General features: G+C 73.5%; 12 protein-coding genes. 9 read left to right on the top strand and 3 right to left on the bottom strand.

The features are described 5' to 3' along the window. Positions 1-17: 17 nt before the first annotated feature. From I5G_RS20015 to I5G_RS20010, 5 genes are all read left to right on the top strand, one after another. Positions 18-1,337: a GMC oxidoreductase gene (locus I5G_RS20015; RefSeq protein WP_051038571.1), complete on the top strand. Its 1,320-nt coding sequence runs from the start codon at positions 18-20 to the stop codon at positions 1,335-1,337. A 133-nt stretch (positions 1,338-1,470) separates the two neighbouring features. After that, a complete protein-coding gene (locus tag I5G_RS01590) occupies positions 1,471-1,815 on the top strand; it encodes a LysR family transcriptional regulator (RefSeq protein WP_022877487.1) in 345 nt (114 codons plus the stop codon). Between the two features lie 71 nt (positions 1,816-1,886). Continuing rightward, the gene (locus I5G_RS01585) at positions 1,887-2,450 is read left to right on the top strand and encodes a TetR/AcrR family transcriptional regulator (protein WP_022877486.1); all 564 of its coding nucleotides are present in this window, start codon (positions 1,887-1,889) and stop codon (positions 2,448-2,450) included. A gap of 427 nt (positions 2,451-2,877) precedes the next feature. Then, the gene (locus I5G_RS01570) at positions 2,878-4,302 is read left to right on the top strand and encodes a DHA2 family efflux MFS transporter permease subunit (protein ID WP_022877484.1); all 1,425 of its coding nucleotides are present in this window, start codon (positions 2,878-2,880) and stop codon (positions 4,300-4,302) included. 74 nt (positions 4,303-4,376) lie between these two features. Continuing rightward, positions 4,377-6,563 (top strand): GMC oxidoreductase, encoded by a 2,187-nt coding sequence (locus I5G_RS20010; RefSeq protein ID WP_022877483.1) that lies wholly within the window; start codon positions 4,377-4,379, stop codon positions 6,561-6,563. Between the two features lie 104 nt (positions 6,564-6,667). On the opposite strand, the gene I5G_RS01560 is transcribed toward I5G_RS20010, so the two are convergent. The 3 genes from I5G_RS01560 to I5G_RS01550 form a co-directional block, all read right to left on the bottom strand. Continuing rightward, the gene (locus I5G_RS01560) at positions 6,668-8,308 is read right to left on the bottom strand and encodes an ABC-F family ATP-binding cassette domain-containing protein (protein WP_022877482.1); all 1,641 of its coding nucleotides are present in this window, start codon (positions 8,306-8,308) and stop codon (positions 6,668-6,670) included. A 133-nt stretch (positions 8,309-8,441) separates the two neighbouring features. Next, a complete protein-coding gene (locus I5G_RS20005; RefSeq protein WP_239642468.1) occupies positions 8,442-10,793 on the bottom strand; it encodes a glycosyltransferase in 2,352 nt (783 codons plus the stop codon). Next, entirely contained in the window at positions 10,790-11,728 is a 939-nt protein-coding gene (locus I5G_RS01550; protein ID WP_022877481.1) for a WcbI family polysaccharide biosynthesis putative acetyltransferase, read from the bottom strand. Before I5G_RS01550 ends, I5G_RS20005 begins: the two co-directional genes overlap by 4 nt. A gap of 150 nt (positions 11,729-11,878) precedes the next feature. On the opposite strand from I5G_RS01550, the gene I5G_RS20000 reads away from it, so the two are divergent. The 4 genes from I5G_RS20000 to I5G_RS01530 are packed head-to-tail and all read left to right on the top strand — an operon-like array spanning position 11,879 to position 15,868. Further along, positions 11,879-12,931 carry a glycosyltransferase gene (locus I5G_RS20000; protein ID WP_022877480.1) on the top strand — a complete coding sequence of 351 codons (1,053 nt, stop codon included), beginning with the start codon at positions 11,879-11,881 and terminating at the stop codon, positions 12,929-12,931. Next, positions 12,928-14,061 (top strand): glycosyltransferase, encoded by a 1,134-nt coding sequence (locus I5G_RS01540; RefSeq protein WP_022877479.1) that lies wholly within the window; start codon positions 12,928-12,930, stop codon positions 14,059-14,061. Before I5G_RS20000 ends, I5G_RS01540 begins: the two co-directional genes overlap by 4 nt. Further along, complete coding sequence (locus I5G_RS01535) at positions 14,055-15,056, top strand: glycosyltransferase (protein WP_022877478.1); 1,002 nt, start codon at positions 14,055-14,057, stop codon at positions 15,054-15,056. Before I5G_RS01540 ends, I5G_RS01535 begins: the two co-directional genes overlap by 7 nt. After that, positions 15,053-15,868: a glycosyltransferase family 2 protein gene (locus I5G_RS01530; protein ID WP_022877477.1), complete on the top strand. Its 816-nt coding sequence runs from the start codon at positions 15,053-15,055 to the stop codon at positions 15,866-15,868. The genes I5G_RS01535 and I5G_RS01530 overlap by 4 nt, the downstream gene beginning before the upstream one ends. Positions 15,869-15,911: the final 43 nt, after the last annotated feature.

The raw sequence follows: 15,911 nt of genomic DNA, 5'->3' as shown, positions 1-15,911 counted from the left end.
GCTGAGCGCCGGGACCGATGCCACCCCTTTGGCCCCAAACAACAGCGTCGCGGGGTCGGCGGATCCACGCTGCACTGGGCGGCGTCACCCCTCGCCCCGACGCCCGCGACCTGCGGCTGCGCACCGAGACGGGCGAGGCCCGCGACTGGCCGCTCGACCCCGCCGAACTGCTCTCGTACGTCGCACGGGTCGAGGGCGACATCGGCGTCTCCGGCCAGACGCCCTACCCGTGGGACCGCGACCGTTCGTACGCGTACGCTCCCTCTCCCCGCAACGCGCCCGCGACCCTCGTCGCGCGCGGATGCGAGGCGCTCGGCATCCGGTACGCCGACGCTCCGGCCGCGGTGCTGACGCGTGCGCGCCTGCAGGATCATCGCGGCGAACGCCGCGCGTGCATCAATTGCGGCGCCTGCCACCAGGGATGCCGGGTGGATGCCAAGGCCACCACCGCCAACACCTACCTCCCGGTCGCGGTGGCCCACGGGGCCGAGATCCGTACCGGCGCGATGGTCCACGACATCGAGCTCGACGCGCGCGGGCACGTCGCGGCCGTCGTCTACCGGCAGGACGGCGTGGACGTGCGCCAGCGGTGCCGGTCGCTCGTGCTCGCGGCCGGGGGCGTGGAGACGCCGCGTCTGCTGCTGCACACGGGCGTCGCAAACGGTTCCGGGCAGGTGGGCCGCAACTTCCTCGCGCACGGCGCGACGCAGGTGTGGGGACGCTTCGACGAGCCCGTGCGCGGGCACCGCGGATACCCCTCGTCGCTCATCACCGAGGACATGATGCGTCCCGCCGGCGCCGAGTTCGCCGGCGGCTACCTCGTGCAGAGCCTCGGCGTGATGCCGCTCACCTTCGCCACGACCCTCACCCGCGGCGGCGGGCTGTGGGGGCGGGAGCTCATGCAGCGTCTCGACCAGGCGCAGCACATGGCCGGCATCGGCATCAACGGCGACTGCCTGCCGTCGGACGACAACCGCCTCGAGCTCGCCGACGAGACCGACGAGTTCGGCATCCCCCGTGCCCGGGTGACCTTCACCGCCGGACCGAACGAGAAGGCTCTCGATCGGCACGCCACGTCGTTCCTGCTGCGGGTGATGGAAGCGGCGGGCGCCCGCGAAACTCTCGTGCTCGCTCGGTCGGCACACACGATCGGCACGGCCCGGATGTCGACCGACCCCGCGGACGGCGTGGTCGACGGCGACGGCCGCTCGCACGAGATCCCGAACCTCTGGATCTGCGACAACAGCGTCTTCCCCTCGGCGCTGGCCGCGAACCCCGCCCTGACGATCATGGCGCTGTCCCTCCGTACGGCGGACCGGTTCCTCGCGGCGGGGTGACGGTCGCGAGCGCCCACGATCGGGTCGAACGCCCACGATCGGGGCGACCCGGACGTCGGCGCTCGGCCGGATCGTGGGCGCTGGGCTGCCGTCCCGGCGGACACGACCGAGCCGACACGGGAGAATGGATGCCATGAAGCTCGCGCACCTCGTCCGGTTCGCCGCCCTCGCCGAGGAGCTGCACTTCCCGCGCACGGCCGAGAAGCTCGGCATCCCGCTCGCGTCGCTGTACACCACGATCGACAAGCTCGAGGAGGAGGTCGGGCAGCCGCTCGTGTCGCGCACGCCGCCGACGCGCCTCACTCCGGCCGGCGTGCTGCTGCTCGACGAAGCGCACGCGCGGATCGCCGACGCGCCGCCGCAGGCGACCGCAGCACCGAAGGCTCAGGGCGGGAAGGCGAAGGCCTCCAAGGGCAAGGGCCGCGCACCGATCGTCAAGGGCCAGCCCAAGCCGTACAAGAAGCGCCAGGGGCGCTGACTGAAGCGGATTCGCACATTTTTCTGGTGAGTGATTGACCAGTCACCGTGAGTGAGTGTACAGTCACTCTCATGACACCTCGAAGCTCGATCCTCTCCACGGCGGACACTCGTCGGCCCGCCGTGGCGACCGCCGCCCTGCGCGAGTTCGCTCGCGGCGGCTACCACGGCACGACCGTCGCCAACGTAGCCCGGGAGGCCAACATCTCCCCCGCGTACGTCTTCAAGCTCTTCCCCCGCAAGGAGGCGCTGTTCGCCGCCGCCCTCGAGGCGTGCTTCGATGCGGTGGTCCAGGCGCTCGAGGAAGGTGCGGACGCGGCCGACTCGGTCGACCCGACCGAGATCCTCGACGCGATGGGCGGCGCCTACGCCGCGCTCATCCGAGACCGCACTCTTCTCATGCTCCAGGTGCACGCGCAGTCCGTTGCCGACATCCCCGAGATCGGAGACGCCCTCCGCGCGGGACTGGCGCGCGTGACGCAGTTCGCGAAGGAACGCTCCGCCGGCACCGACGATGACGTCCAGCGGTTCATGGCCTACGGCCAGCTGTGCCACCTCATCGTCACCGCCCGCATCGAGGAGTCCCCGGCGAGCTGGGCACAGCTCCTCTCCCACGGCATCCGCCACCCCGACTGACCCACCCACCACGCGCCCGGCCTCGCCGACGCACGCCCAAAAGAGTGAGTGAGCACTCACTCCCCCATGGAAAGGAAACCGAATGAAGAACGAGATCACGATGCGCTGGGTCGCACTGGCCCCCCTGGCGCTCATCGTCGTCGCGATGTTCAGCCAGTGGAACTGACACGCGCTCCCACCCCCTCACGCACACCCCGAAGGAGAAACCCATGACTCAGACCTCGTCCCCCGCGCGAACCGGCAGCAGCCGCGAGAAGACGGCCTGGTGGATCACATTCAGCGCCCTCACCCTCGCCATCGTCCTGATGCTCGCTCTCTGGAACTGACCCCGTCGGCCGGGGCGGCCGCTGCCGCCCCGGCCCCCACGAAAACCTCACGGATCGCGGACGCATCCCGCATCCCGCATCCCCTCGAAAGGAGCCTCACCATGTCCACCTCCACCGCCTCGATCTCCGCGCCCGCGGGGACCACCCGCAGCCGGCGCCGCTGGCTCGCGCTCAGCATCCTCGCCCTCGCCCAGTTCCTCGTCGTGCTGGACGCCTCGATCGTCAACATCGCGCTCCCCGTCCTCGGCGCGCAGCTCGGCATGGACACCGCCGCCCTGGCGTGGGTCATCACCGCCTACGTCCTCGCCTTCGGCGGTCTGCTGCTCCTCGGCGGCCGTCTCGCCGATCGATACGGCCACCGCCGCGTCTTCCTGATCGGCACCGCGGGCTTCGTCGCCACCTCGGCCCTCGCCGGCCTGTCGTTCACCAGCGAGATGCTGCTCACGGCCCGCGCACTGCAGGGGGCGTCGGCCGCGCTCCTCGCCCCCGCCGCCCTGGCGCTCCTGACCCACCTCTTCCCCGAGACCCGGGACCGCACGAAGGCGCTCGGCGTGTGGGGCGGCGTCGCCGGCATCGGCTCGGCGGCCGGCGTCCTGCTCGGCGGAGTGCTCACCGCGTCTCTCGGATGGCAGTCGGTGTTCTTCGTCAACGTCCCGATCGGCGCCATCGTCCTCATCGCGATCCCGTTGCTCATCACCCGCGATGCTCCCGGCGCGCGCGGCAAGCTCGACCTCCCCGGCGCCGCCACGATCACGGCTGCGCTCGTCAGCGCCGTCGGCGCACTGAGCGCGATCGAGCGGGTCGGCCTGATCCACCCGCTCACGCTCGCCCTGGCGGCCGGAGCGGTCGTCCTGGGAATCGCCTTCGTCGTCATCGAGCGCCGGACCGCCGAGCCCCTCGTCCCCCTCGACGTGTTCCGCAACCGCAACCTGACCGTCGGCAACATCGTCATGCTCCTCATCGGCGCCGCGATGGTCGCGCTGTTCTTCGCCCTCTCGGTCTACATGCAGTCCGTGCTCGGCTACGACGCCCTCACGACCGGACTCACGCAGCTGCCGCTCGCCGGCGCCCTGGTGATCGTCGCGGGTCTGGTCCCGGCCGTGATCGGGTGGATCGGAACGAAGTCGACACTGATCGGCTCGCTCGTCGTCCTCGCCGCGGGCCTGGTCTGGCTGTCCTTCGCCCCGTCGGACGCGCAGTTCCTCGTGCACATCCTGGGCCCGAGCATCGTGATCGGCGTCGGGATGGGTGGCGCGTTCGTCACGACGACGCAGCTCTCGGTCGACGGAGTCGAGGGCGGCGAGTCCGGCCTCGCGGGAGGCCTGGTCAACACCAGCCAGCAGATCGGCGGCGCCCTCGGCCTTGCGATCCTCGGCACGGTCGCCGCACTCCGGACCGGAGACCTGATGGCATCCGGAATCTCCGGACCCGAGGCGACCACCGGCGGCTTCTCCTGGCTGTTCATCGGGTCCGCGCTCGTCTCCGTCGTCGCGGCGATCGCCACGGGCTTCGCCCGGAAGAACTGACCGGATGCCGGCGTGGGCGAGGCCCCACGCCGGCACCGCCCACCCCGCCCCACACCACACGGAAGGAACAGCTCATGTGCCAGTCCGCCTCCCCCGCCCCGCGAACCGCGGAGGCCCAGCACCTCTCGGACGACGCGGTCGTCGTGGATGCCATCGTGATCGGCAGCGGCTTCGGCGGCGCGGTCGCCGCCGCCCGGCTCGCGCAGGCGGGACGCTCGGTGCTCGTGCTCGAGCGGGGACGGCGGTACGCCGCCGCCGACTTCCCCCGATCGGAGAACCTGTCCGACGGCTGGCTGTGGCAGAGCGGACGCGGCATCTACGACATCCGCTGGATGGGCCGCATGCTCAGCGTCCAGGCCGCGGGCTGGGGCGGTGGATCCCTGGTCTACGCCAACGTGTTCGCCCGACCCGCCGGCGAAGTCTTCGCCGACTCTCGCTGGACGGAGGATCGCGCGACGCTCGACCCCTACTACGACCTCGCCGCCCACATGCTCGCGGTGTCCCCCGTCACCGCCGACCCCGTCACCGGTGAGGTGCCCGGTCGCGTGGCGGCGCTGGAGGGTCTGGCCGCGCGGATCGGCCGCCCCGGAGGCACCATCCGCCCCAACCTCGCCGTGACCTTCACCGATGACCCGGATGCCACGGTCACCAACCGGTACGGGATCGCGCAGCGCGGCTGCTCGTTCTGCGGCGAATGCGTCATCGGGTGCACGCGCGGAGCCAAGAACACCCTGGATCTGACCTACCTCGCCCTCGCGGAACAGCATGGTGCTCGAGCCGTCACCGGCGCCGAGGTCGATCGGATCGAACCGCTCGACGACGGATATCTCGTCAGCTGGATCGACCACGCGAGCGGGCGAAGCCGACAGCGCCGGGCGCGCATGGTCGTCGTGGCCGCCGGAGCGGTGGGAACCACCGAACTCCTGCTTCGTCAGCGCGACGTCCACGGCACCCTCCCCGAACTGTCGCCGCGGCTGGGCGAGGGATTCTCCGGCAACGGCGACGCCCTCACGTTCCTCGACCGTCCCCGCCGGGACCGCGACGAACAGCGCGGACCCACGATCACGACGACCACCGTCCTGGACGTGGAAGAGGACGGTGCGCCGGTCTGGTTCCAGGTGCAGGACGGGGCCATCCCCGAACCCCTCACCGCGCTTCTCTCGAACGTCGTCCGCGACGCGCTGCCCGGGCCCCGGCGCGTCACTCATCGGGCGGGGAGGCGGCGTCGCGACACGATCGCGCTCCTGCTCATGGGCCGCGACTCCGCGACGGGCCGGCTCACCCTCGACGGCGACCACGAGGCCGAAGTGGCGTGGGACGCGAGAGCGAACCGACGGCTCACCCGCGCCCAGGCCCGCGTGGGCCGGGTGGTTCGGCGACACCTCGGCGGACGGGCCTACGCCAGCCCCACCTGGTCGGTGCTGCGGACCCCCGTCACCGTGCACCCGCTCGGCGGGGCACCGCGCGGCGGCGCCGCCCGCGACGGCGTCATCGACCGCTACGGGAACGTGCACGGCTACCCCGGGCTCATCATCACCGACGGCACCGCCGTGCCCGCGGCCACCGGCTCGAACCCCTCCGCGACCATCCTCGCCCTCGCCGAGCGCAGCATCGAACACGCCATCCGCACCACCGGAACCCCGGAGTGGCGCGCCCCCGAATGGGACGACGTCCGCCCCACCCCGGCCACCGAGGACGAGGCGTTCGCCGCGATGTCCGCACTCCGCAACCGCCATGCCGGCGACGGACTCCGCTTCCGCGAACGACTCTCCGGCACCGTCGAGATCGACGGGCGCGCGCGGACGACACTGCACCTGACGGCGGAGATCTCCAGTTGGGACCACTTCCGCGCGAGTTCGCGGCATCCGATCGCCATCACGGGACGACTCGACATCGAAGGGGTCGCGACCGGCCGGCGCGTGGAGGGCCGGCTCGAACTGTTCCCCGACGGCGAGGACATCGCCATGCGGTACGTGCTGGACAGCCGCGCGGACGACGGCTCCCCGCTCCGGATCGTCGGCCACAAGGCGGCGCCGACCCTCCGCGACGCCTGGCGACCCCTGACGACGCTGCACCTCGACATCCACGGGGCGGCAGGCTCTGCCCGCACGAGCAGCGGGACACTGCGGATGTCTGTCGGCGATGTTCTCCGCCTGCTGCGCTCGCTCGAGGGCGTGGCCTTCACCGGGCGACGGCGGATGCGAGTGACCCGGCGCTTCGCCGCCTTCTTCGCCCGCCGGGCAGTTGCATCCTCGCGGTGACGGGCAGCGGAGAAACGCTCCGGCTCGCCAGAAACGCCGCGACACAGCGTTTCCGGCGAGGCGGAGCGTTTATCGCGAGACGACCGTCCCGCGCTCGCGCACCACTACCGCTCGGTCACCCGCCCGGCCTCGACGCGCCAGTGGCGGTCGGTCTGGACGGCATCCAGCATCCGGCGGTCGTGCGTGACGAGCAGCAGCGTGCCGGTGTAGGACTCGAGGGCCTGCTCGAGCTGCTCGATCGCGGGCAGGTCGAGGTGGTTCGTCGGCTCGTCGAGCACGAGCACGTTGACGCCGCGCGCCTGGAGCAGCGCGAGTCCGGCGCGGGTGCGCTCCCCCGGCGACAGCCCGTCGACGGGACGGGTCACGTGGTCGGCCTTCAGCCCGAACTTCGCCAGCAGCGTGCGTACGTCGGCCGAGGTCATCTCGGGCACCAGCGCCTCGAACGTCTCGGCCAGCGGCCGCTCCCCCACGAGCAGCGACCGCGCCTGGTCGATCTCACCGATCGCGACGCTGGACCCGAGGGATGCCGAGCCCTCGTCGGGCGTCTGACGGCCCAGGATGCCACGGAGCAGTGTCGTCTTCCCGGCACCGTTCGGCCCGGTGATGCCGATGCGCTCGCCCGCGTTGACCTGGAGCGAGACCGGTCCGAGCGCGAAGTCACCCTGCCGGAACACGGCCCCGGACAGCGTGGAGACGACCGAACTCGACCGCGGGGCGGCGCCGATCGTGAACTCGAGCTTCCACTCCTTGCGCGGCTCCTCGACCTCGTCGAGCCGCGCGATGCGGCTCTCCATCTGCCGCACCTTCTGCGCCTGCTTCTCGCTCGACTCCATCGAGGCCTTGCGGCGGATCTTGTCGTTGTCGGGCGCCTTCTTCATCGCGTTCCGGACGCCCTGGCTCGACCACTCGCGCTGCGTCCGCGCGCGCGCGACGAGGTCGGCCTTCGTCTCGGCGAACTCCTCGTACTTCTCGCGGGCCTGGCGGCGCAGCGTCGCGCGCTCCTCGAGGTACGCGTCGTACCCGCCGCCGTAGACGCGGTGCGAGTTCTGGGCGAGGTCGAGTTCGAGCACGCGAGTGACCGATCGCGCGAGGAACTCGCGGTCGTGGCTCACGAGCACGACCCCGCCGCGGAGGCCTTTCACGAACGTCTCGAGACGCTCGAGGCCGTCGAGGTCGAGATCGTTCGTGGGCTCGTCGAGCAGCGCGATATCGAAGCGCGACAGCAGCAGCGCCGCGAGCCCGACGCGTGCCGCCTGCCCGCCGGACAACCCGGTCATCAGCGCATCGGGCCCCACCTCCAGACCGAGGTCGGCCAGCACCACCGGCATCCGCTCGTCGAGGTCGGCCGCTCCGCTGGCGAGCCAGCGCTCCAGGGCCGTGGCGTAGGCGTCGTCGGCTCCCGCGACCGTGGGGTCGCCGAGCGCTGCGGCCGTGGCATCCATCTCCCCCGTCGCCTCGGCACATCCGGTGCGGCGCGCGATGTACTCCGCGACGGTCTCGCCGGCGATGCGCTCGTGCTCCTGCGGCAGCCAGCCGACGAAGGCGTCGGCGGGGGCGAGCGCGATCGTGCCCGCGAGCGGTTCGTCGACGCCCGCCAGCAGCCGGAGGAGCGTCGACTTGCCCGCGCCGTTGGCCCCGACGACGCCGATGACGTCCCCCGGCGCGACGGTGAGATCGACACCCTCGAACAGCGTGCGGTGGCCGTAGCCTCCGGCGAGTCCCTGGGCGACGAGCGTGGCGGTCATGCCTCGATTCTCCCAGGGCGCTGTCGTGCCGCGGTGCCGCCGTCGGGTTGCCATAAACGCTCCTGCTCGGCGGAAACGCTCTGCCCGGGCGTTTGCGCCGAGCCGGAGCGTTTCTGCAGCGGGGTAGCCCGTGTCAGACGAAGCGGTCGAGACCGCCCCAGCCTCCCACCCACGCCTCCAGGTGCGGTTCGTCGCGGAGGACGTGGAGACCGGATGCCACGAGCTCGCCGGTCGTGAACCCGACCTCGGCGCCCCATCGCTCGGCGCGACGGCGGGCGCGGCCGGCGACGGCGGTCCCGAGGGGCGTTCCATCGGCGGTGCTGACCCGCACCCGTCCCTCCTCGCCCTGCCCGAGGGCGGCGAGCCGCGCGGCCAGCAGCCCCGCGTCCTCGATCAGGATCGGCCGGTCGAGACGCCAGACCACCCGGGCGTCGGGGACCGCCCCCGACCGCACGCGCGGGTCGGCGGCGAGCGCCGCGGCGGACGGGGGCGCATCGAGCACCACCGTCGCGCGCGGGAACGCCGCGAGCACGGCATCCACGCACACGAACACCGCGGCCTCGGGATGCTCGCCGGCGAGGTGCACGACGAGGTCGGGCGTGGCGGGGAGGAGCCCGCGGCCGGCGGATCCGGTGACGGGGATGTCGGCCGCGAGGCGCAGCGTCTGCCGGTTGCCCTCGCGGGCGCGGTCGAGGTCGCGGCCGGACCAGTCGGGACCGTCGTGCCAGGCGACGGCGTCGGGGACGTGCGCGAGCACGGCTCCGGCCTGCCAGGCGCGGTGCGCCCATTCCCAGTCCTCGCCGCCGTACGCGCGGAACGTCTCGTCGAAGCCGCCGACCTCGTCGAAGAACGCGCGGGAGCAGGCCATCACCGCGCCGATCACGAATCGGTACGCGCGGTCGTCGGTGCGCAGCAGATTGCCAGTGCGCGCGTACTCCTCCCGCAGCCACGCGGGTTCGGTGAGCTCACGCAGGGGCCCCTCCTCGGCGACCGGAACGGCGGGACCGAGGCCCGCGAAGTCGGCGTGCCGACGCCGCCCGACGGTCACGGCCTCGGGCAGCAGCGCGGGTAGGCGCGTGAGCGCCCGGACGTATCCGGGTTCCGGGGTCGTGTCGGCATCCAGGAAGCACAGGACATCGCCCGTGCTCGCCGCGACGCCGAGGTTGCGGGCGGCGGCGGCACGGAATCCGCGATCCTCCTGGCGCACGAGCGTGACGCCCTCCGGCACGACGGGCGCCTCGGGCGACCCGTCGTCCGCGACGACGATCTCCAGGCGGTCGGCCGGGTGGTCCTGCCGCGCGAGCGCCGCGAGGGTGCGCGCGAGTTCCTCGGGCTGCGCGTAGTGCGTCACGATCACGCTCACCCGCGGCGGTTCGGGCTCGCGTCCCGCGACGAGGTCCCAGCGGTTCCCGACGACCCACCCGGCGTCGTCGCGCGTCGAGTGTCCAGGACACGCCGTATCGGGGTGGGGCGCATCGGCGTGTCTTGGACACTCGACGGAGGGAACGGGCGCGGCGGGCAGACCCGCCCACCACTCCAGGTACGCGCGGGCGACGTCGGCGGGGCCGACGGGGACGGGATGGATGCCATGCCAGGTGGCATCCGGATCCTCCGCCGTCGCGCGCACCTCGGCTGCCAGAGCCAACGGCTCGACGGACCGCAGGGTGCCGGGTCGCAGCGCGGCCATCTCGTCGACGTACCGGTTACGGACGGCGATCGGCCGCCGTCCCCAGCCGATCCACGACGCGAGCGAGCCGGATGCCGAGATGTGCTGGTGCGCGATCACGGGGATGGATACCGCGCGGGCGCGTTCGGCCATGGCGTCGTCGTCGAGCCAGCCGGTCACCTCGACGGCGACTCCGGCGTCGGCGGCCCGCCGGACGAACGCGTCGAGGTCGGCCGCGTGCCCATCCGACGCGCGGCCCAGGATCGTGAGCCGCCCGACACCCGCCTCGAGGGCCGCGGCGAGCGCCTCGTCGTGGCCCTTGCCCGGGTAGAAGTAACCCAGGACCCCGACGGTGCCGTCGGGCTCCGGGCGCGGGCCGGCGGCGAGCGCGGGCACCGGGAGCGGCAGCACCGCGACGGGTCCGTGCCACACGTCCTCCTCGGCGAGCAGGGCGCGCTCGTGCGCGCTGTTCACGGCGACGGCGTGCGCGCCCCGGGTCACCGCGGCGTAGAACGCCCGGCGCCGGGGGCGGTTGCGCTCCCCGTCCGAGGCCTGAGGCACGTCGTGCAACGTGACGGTGATCGGATGCCGCCGTGCCAGGGCCTCGAACCGCTCGGTCGCTTCCTCGGGCGAGGCTCCCCACAGACGTTCCGTGACGTGGGCGTGCACGGGCGTGCCGGCGGCGAGCCCCTCGAGGTCGTCGGGCGTCACGACGCGCACCGCGGGCGCGAGGGCCCTTACCTCCTCGGCGATCGCCCGCGCGTAGACCGCGACGCCGTGCGGTCCCGGGGGCGTCAGCAGGACGGGACGCACGCTCATGCCGCCCGCCACCGGCGCAGGAGCGGCGCGAGCCGTTCCACCGCCGCACTCACGAAGTCGGGGTGCCCGGCGTACCACCGGCGATGCGCCTCGGCGACGGTGGCGGCATCGAGCGCCTCTCCGCCGACGATCCAGTCGCGTCGGGGCTCGGCATCCAGGTTCCAGGTCTCGACGACCCACGGTTCGAGCGGCGCGTGCACTCCGGCGAGGATCGGGCGTCCGGGGTCGACCGCGGTTCCGGGCGTACCGAGCGCAGCGACGATGCGCTCGCCCAGCGGCAGGAACACGGCGTTGCCCGGGTGATTGACGGTGCGGGCGAGGTCGGCGACGACGGGGACGTACAGATCGGATGCCACGACGTCGACGCCCAGGTCCTCGCGGCGGCGCAGCTCGGCGACCGAGTCCTCGGCCACGGCCCGGACCGCGTCCGCCGGAAGGGCAGCGGCCACCGGGAGCCCCGCGGCCTCAGCGAGCAGCCGGACGTCGTGGTACGCCACGAGCGGCGGGTCCTCGTCGACACCGGGCACGCGGATCGCGGCCTGGAACGGATGCAGTCCCCCGAATCGGAGCGAGGGCACCACGACCGTGCGGGCGCGGGCAGGCAGCGCCGCGCGCAGCTGCGCCGTGCCGAGCGGCAGGCCGCGGTAGTCGGCCCGGATGGGCTGCACGATGAGGAACGACGCTCGCGCGAGCAGGCGGTGCAGGCGTTCGGCATCCGCGGCATCCATCTCGTGCACCGCCGGGATCCGCACGCCGGGGTGCGCGTCGTTCGACACGACGAGCCGGATCGACTCGGCCTGGCAGTTGCCCACCACGACGCCGTAGCCGCCGGGGGTGGGAGCGTCGCCGAAGAACTCCGCGTAGTGCCGACGGCGCGCTAGCACCGCCGCATCCTCGTCCGCAAGGCTCTCGGAACCGCTCTCACTGCCGCGCATGATGTGAACGTACGCCGTCGGTGCCGTCGCCTTCGCAACGGTCCCGTTGCCTTGCGACCGCTCTCCTGATGCGATACACGCCCCCACCGCCGTAGCCCAGGAGGACCCCCGATCGACGCCGCAGCCCCTCGCCGGATCCGGGTCGCCGCCGTGCCCGCCGGGCACCCGTACACCCGAGCCGTGACCGACGAGCGCGTCGTCGACCTCCGGTCCGACCCGCCGCCGCCCGGCGCCGCCCCCGGGCAGTGGTGGCCGCCGCAGGTGCTGCTGCCGACGTGGCTCGACGCGCACGCCGACGAGATCGACCTGGTCCACGTCCACTTCGGCAGCGAGTCGTACTCGGCGGAGGAGCTGACGGCGACGGTGGATGCCCTCCGCCGCCGCGGCATCCCGCTCATCTACACGGTGCACGACCTCGAGAACCCGCAACTGACCGATCAGCTCGCGCACCGCGCCGCCCTCGGCGTTCTCATCGGGGGCGCCGACGCCCTCACGACCCTCACGGCCGCGACCGCGGCGGAGGTGGAACGCGACTACGGCCGCTCCCCCGACGTGATCCCCCACCCGACGCTCGTCGACGGCGGGACTCTTCCCACCGGACGCCCGCGCACGGCCACCCGCGTCGGCGTCCACCTGCGCGATCTCCGCCCCAACATCGACGGCGTCGGGACCACCGCGACGCTCGTCCGCGCCGTCGCCGACCTCCGGGCGCGCGGGGTGGACGTCGAGGCCGTCGTGCGCCTCAACGAGAGAGTGCGCGACGCCGAGGCCGCGGCATCCGTCCACGCCCTCGCCGGGAACGCCGACGGCGTGACGCTCGAGCGATCGGCCCGCCTCGACGACGACGCGCTCGCGTCGTGGCTCGCCGATCTCGACGCGTGCGTGCTGCCGTACTCGCACGGCACGCATTCCGGGTGGGCCGAGCTCTGCTACGACCTCGCGGTGCCGGTCGTCGGCACGCGCGTCGGCCACGTGGCCTCCCAGCACCCGAGCGACTTCCACCTGTTCGGCCTCGGCGACCCCGTGTCGCTGGAACGGGCGATCGTGGATGCCACGGCCCCCGCGTGGTCGGTTCCGGGATCGGACGCACGGGCCGCCGAAGTGGCCCGGCGTCGCGAAGAACGGCTCGACGAGCGCGAGCGGGTGCGAGCGGCCCACGTCGCGCTGTACCGCCGGTCGCTCCGGGCGGAGCACGCGGCATGACCCGGGCGCTGAACCGCATGCGCGTGCTCGTGGTCGCGCCGTCGCGCTACCCCCTCCGCCAGCCGCACGCCGGTGGACTGGAAGCGACGGTGTGGGACCGCGTGCGGTGGCTGCGCGACCGCGGACACGAGGTGACGCTGTGTGCCGCGGAAGGTTCGGACTTCCTCGAGGACTCGGCCTACGCCCTGCCCGCGCCGGAATGGTCGCGCGTCGAGGACGCCTCCGACTCCGGGTACCCCGAGGGGTACGCCGCGGCGACCGACGCCGCACACGCGGCGCTCCTCGAACGCCTCCGGGACGAACGGCACCGCTTCGACGTCATCGACAACCACAGCCTGCACCCCGCTCCGATCCGGTGGAGCCGGGATGCCGGCATCCCGGTCGTCACGACCCTGCACACGCCGCCGCTCGAACCGCTGCTCGAGGCCGCCGCGTACGCCCGCGGGAGCGCGCACCGCTTCGTCGCGGTCAGCCAGGCCACCGCGCGCGCGTGGTCGGTGGAGGGCGTCGACGCGTTCGTCTTCCCCAACGGCATCGACACCGACCGCTGGACCCGCGGGCCCGGCGGCTCGCGCTGGGTGTGGTTGGGACGCATCGTGCCCGAGAAGGCGCCGCACCTCGCGATCGAGGCGGCCCGGGTCGTGGATGCCGAGATCGTCGTCGCCGGCCGCATCGGCGACGTCGACTACTTCCAGCAGGAGGTCGCCCCGCGGCTCGGCGAGCGCGCCCGCTACGTCGGCGCGCTGCACCAGCCCGATCTCTGCCGACTCGTCGGCGCCTCGGCCGTCGCGCTCGTGACGCCGATGTGGGAGGAGCCGTTCGGCCTGGTGATCGCCGAGGCGCTCATCACCGGAACGCCCGTGGCCGCGTTCGACATCGGCGGGGTGTCGGAGGTGCTCGCCGGGATGCCGGGGACCGCCGCCGTCATGGCCGGCGACGTCACCGCCCTCGCCCACGCGGCCCGAGACCTCGCCGCCCAGGGGCAGCGCGAACCGCTGACGCGCGTGTGGACGCGGCGCGCGGCCGTGCGCGAGCATGCCCTGAGCCGCCGGTACCGCGACGTCGAGCGCGTGCTCGCGCACACCGCGCAGCCGGCGGCCGAGCGCCGCATGCCGGCGGTGTCGTGGTGATCGGCTGGTACGTCCACCATCACGGGTTCGGGCACGTCGCCCGTTTCCTCGCCGTGCACCCGCACCTGCGCGGACCCGTGCGCGCGTTCTCGTCGCTCCCCCGCCCCGCGGGGCTCGGCGACGCCGTCGAGTGGATCGTCCTGCCGGAGGACGCGGACACCGTCGAGCACGAGGACGGCAGCCGGTTCGACCCGCGGCACGCCGATCCGACCGCCCGCGGCGCGCTGCACTGGGCACCGCACGACCATCCCGGCCACCGCGCCCGCCTCGCGCGGATCGCCGCCGGCGCCGCGGACCTTCGCGCGATGGTCGTCGACGTGAGCGCGGAGGTCGTGGCCTTCGCGCGGCTGCTCGGACTCCGGACGATCGCGGTCACACAGCCGGGCGAGCGCACCGACGCGGCGCACGCGCTCGCGTACGACCTGGCCGACCGCATCCTCGCGCCGTGGGCGCACGGCGCCGTTCCGGCCGGAGCGTTGGCGACCCGCACCGATCGCGTCGTGTGGACCGGCGGGATCTCGCGCTACGACGGGCGGGGAGCGACCACGCCGGACGCCGGCCGCACCGTGCTCTTCCTCGGCCGGGTCCTCGACGACGACGTGCGCCGGGATGCCGAGGGCCTTCTCGCCGCGGCCGGATGGCGCACGCGCGCCGTTGGGCACGACGCGGACTCGCGCATCGACGACCCGTGGCCACTCGTGATCTCGCACACCGTCGTCGTCAGCGCGGCGGGACAGAACAGCGTCGCCGACCTCGCCGCGGCGGGAGCGCGCGCGGTCGTCGTCGCGCAGGACCGTCCCTTCGACGAGCAGCGTCACACCGCGTGCGCGCTGCACCGGTGGGGTCTCGCGCGCGTCGCGCCCGAGGGCGTCGATGCGGCGGGCATCGTCGCGCTCGTCGAGGCCGCCGCCGACGACGAACCCGACTGGTCGCGGTGGCAGGTGGCCGGTGCCGCCGAACGCGCCGCCGAATCCATCGAGGCGATGCTGCCGTGAGGATCGCGGTCCTCACCGTCGCCTCCGCCGCCCGCCGCGCGCACCTGGAACGTCAGCGCGCGGTGCTCGCCGAGGTCGCGCCGGACGTGATGCGGGTGGAGGTCTTCCTCGACGCGGCGGTGCCCGATGGCATCCGGGATGCCGACGCCCGCACGCTGCACGTGCCGCCCGGGCCGCACGGACTCCGCGTGGGCGCGGGGCGCAACGCCGCAGCCGCGGCCGCGATCGCGGAGGGGGCGGAACTGCTCGTGTTCCTCGACGTCGACTGCCTGCCGGGACCCGAGGTGTTCGCGCGGTACGCCGACGCCGCCGCAGCCCACCCGGACGCGCTGCTCGCCGGGCCGGTGACGTACCTGGCGAGCGTGCAGCGCCCCGCCGTGGTCGACCTGCCGCACGTGACGCGCCCGCACCGGGCACGGCCGGCGCTGCCCGCCGGCGAGACGCGCGTCGCCGAGCCGGACGAATACGACCTGTTCTGGTCGCTGTCCTTCGCCGTCACCCCGGCGACGTGGGAGCGCCTCGGCGGATTCCACGACGCCTACGAGGGCTACGGCGCGGAGGACACCGACCTCGCCTGGACCGCGCGGGCCGCCGGCGTTCCGCTCGTGTGGACGGGCGGGGCGGATGCCTATCACCAGTGGCATCCGGTGTCCTCGCCGCCCTGGCAGCACCTGGACGACATCCTCCGCAACGGCGCCGCGTTCCACCGCCGCTGGGGCGTCTGGCCGATGCGCGGCTGGCTCGAGGCGTTCGCCGCCGCCGGCGCGATCGAGCGCCGCGGCGACGCGTGGGTGCGTCTCCCGATCGCGTGAGGGGTCAAGAATTGTCGCTTCGGGCCTGCCCAGGCGACAATCT

This window comes from Microbacterium sp. B19, from assembly GCF_000333395.1.
In the GTDB taxonomy this organism is placed as follows: Bacteria; Actinomycetota; Actinomycetes; order Actinomycetales; family Microbacteriaceae; genus Microbacterium.
This window is presented reverse-complemented; position numbering and strand designations above follow the sequence as displayed.

Excerpts from the sequence above, each read along its gene's own strand:
- I5G_RS01590 (WP_022877487.1), top strand. The coding sequence starts at position 1,471 with ATGAAGCTCGCGCACCTCGTCCGGTTCGCCGCCCTCGCCGAGGAGCTG.
- I5G_RS20015 (WP_051038571.1), top strand. The coding sequence starts at position 18 with ATGCCACCCCTTTGGCCCCAAACAACAGCGTCGCGGGGTCGGCGGATC.
- I5G_RS01585 (WP_022877486.1), top strand. The coding sequence starts at position 1,887 with ATGACACCTCGAAGCTCGATCCTCTCCACGGCGGACACTCGTCGGCCC.
- I5G_RS01560 (WP_022877482.1), bottom strand. The coding sequence starts at position 8,308 with ATGACCGCCACGCTCGTCGCCCAGGGACTCGCCGGAGGCTACGGCCAC.
- I5G_RS20005 (WP_239642468.1), bottom strand. The coding sequence starts at position 10,793 with ATGAGCGTGCGTCCCGTCCTGCTGACGCCCCCGGGACCGCACGGCGTC.
- I5G_RS01540 (WP_022877479.1), top strand. The coding sequence starts at position 12,928 with ATGACCCGGGCGCTGAACCGCATGCGCGTGCTCGTGGTCGCGCCGTCG.
- I5G_RS01550 (WP_022877481.1), bottom strand. The coding sequence starts at position 11,728 with ATGCGCGGCAGTGAGAGCGGTTCCGAGAGCCTTGCGGACGAGGATGCG.
- I5G_RS20010 (WP_022877483.1), top strand. The coding sequence starts at position 4,377 with ATGTGCCAGTCCGCCTCCCCCGCCCCGCGAACCGCGGAGGCCCAGCAC.
- I5G_RS01570 (WP_022877484.1), top strand. The coding sequence starts at position 2,878 with ATGTCCACCTCCACCGCCTCGATCTCCGCGCCCGCGGGGACCACCCGC.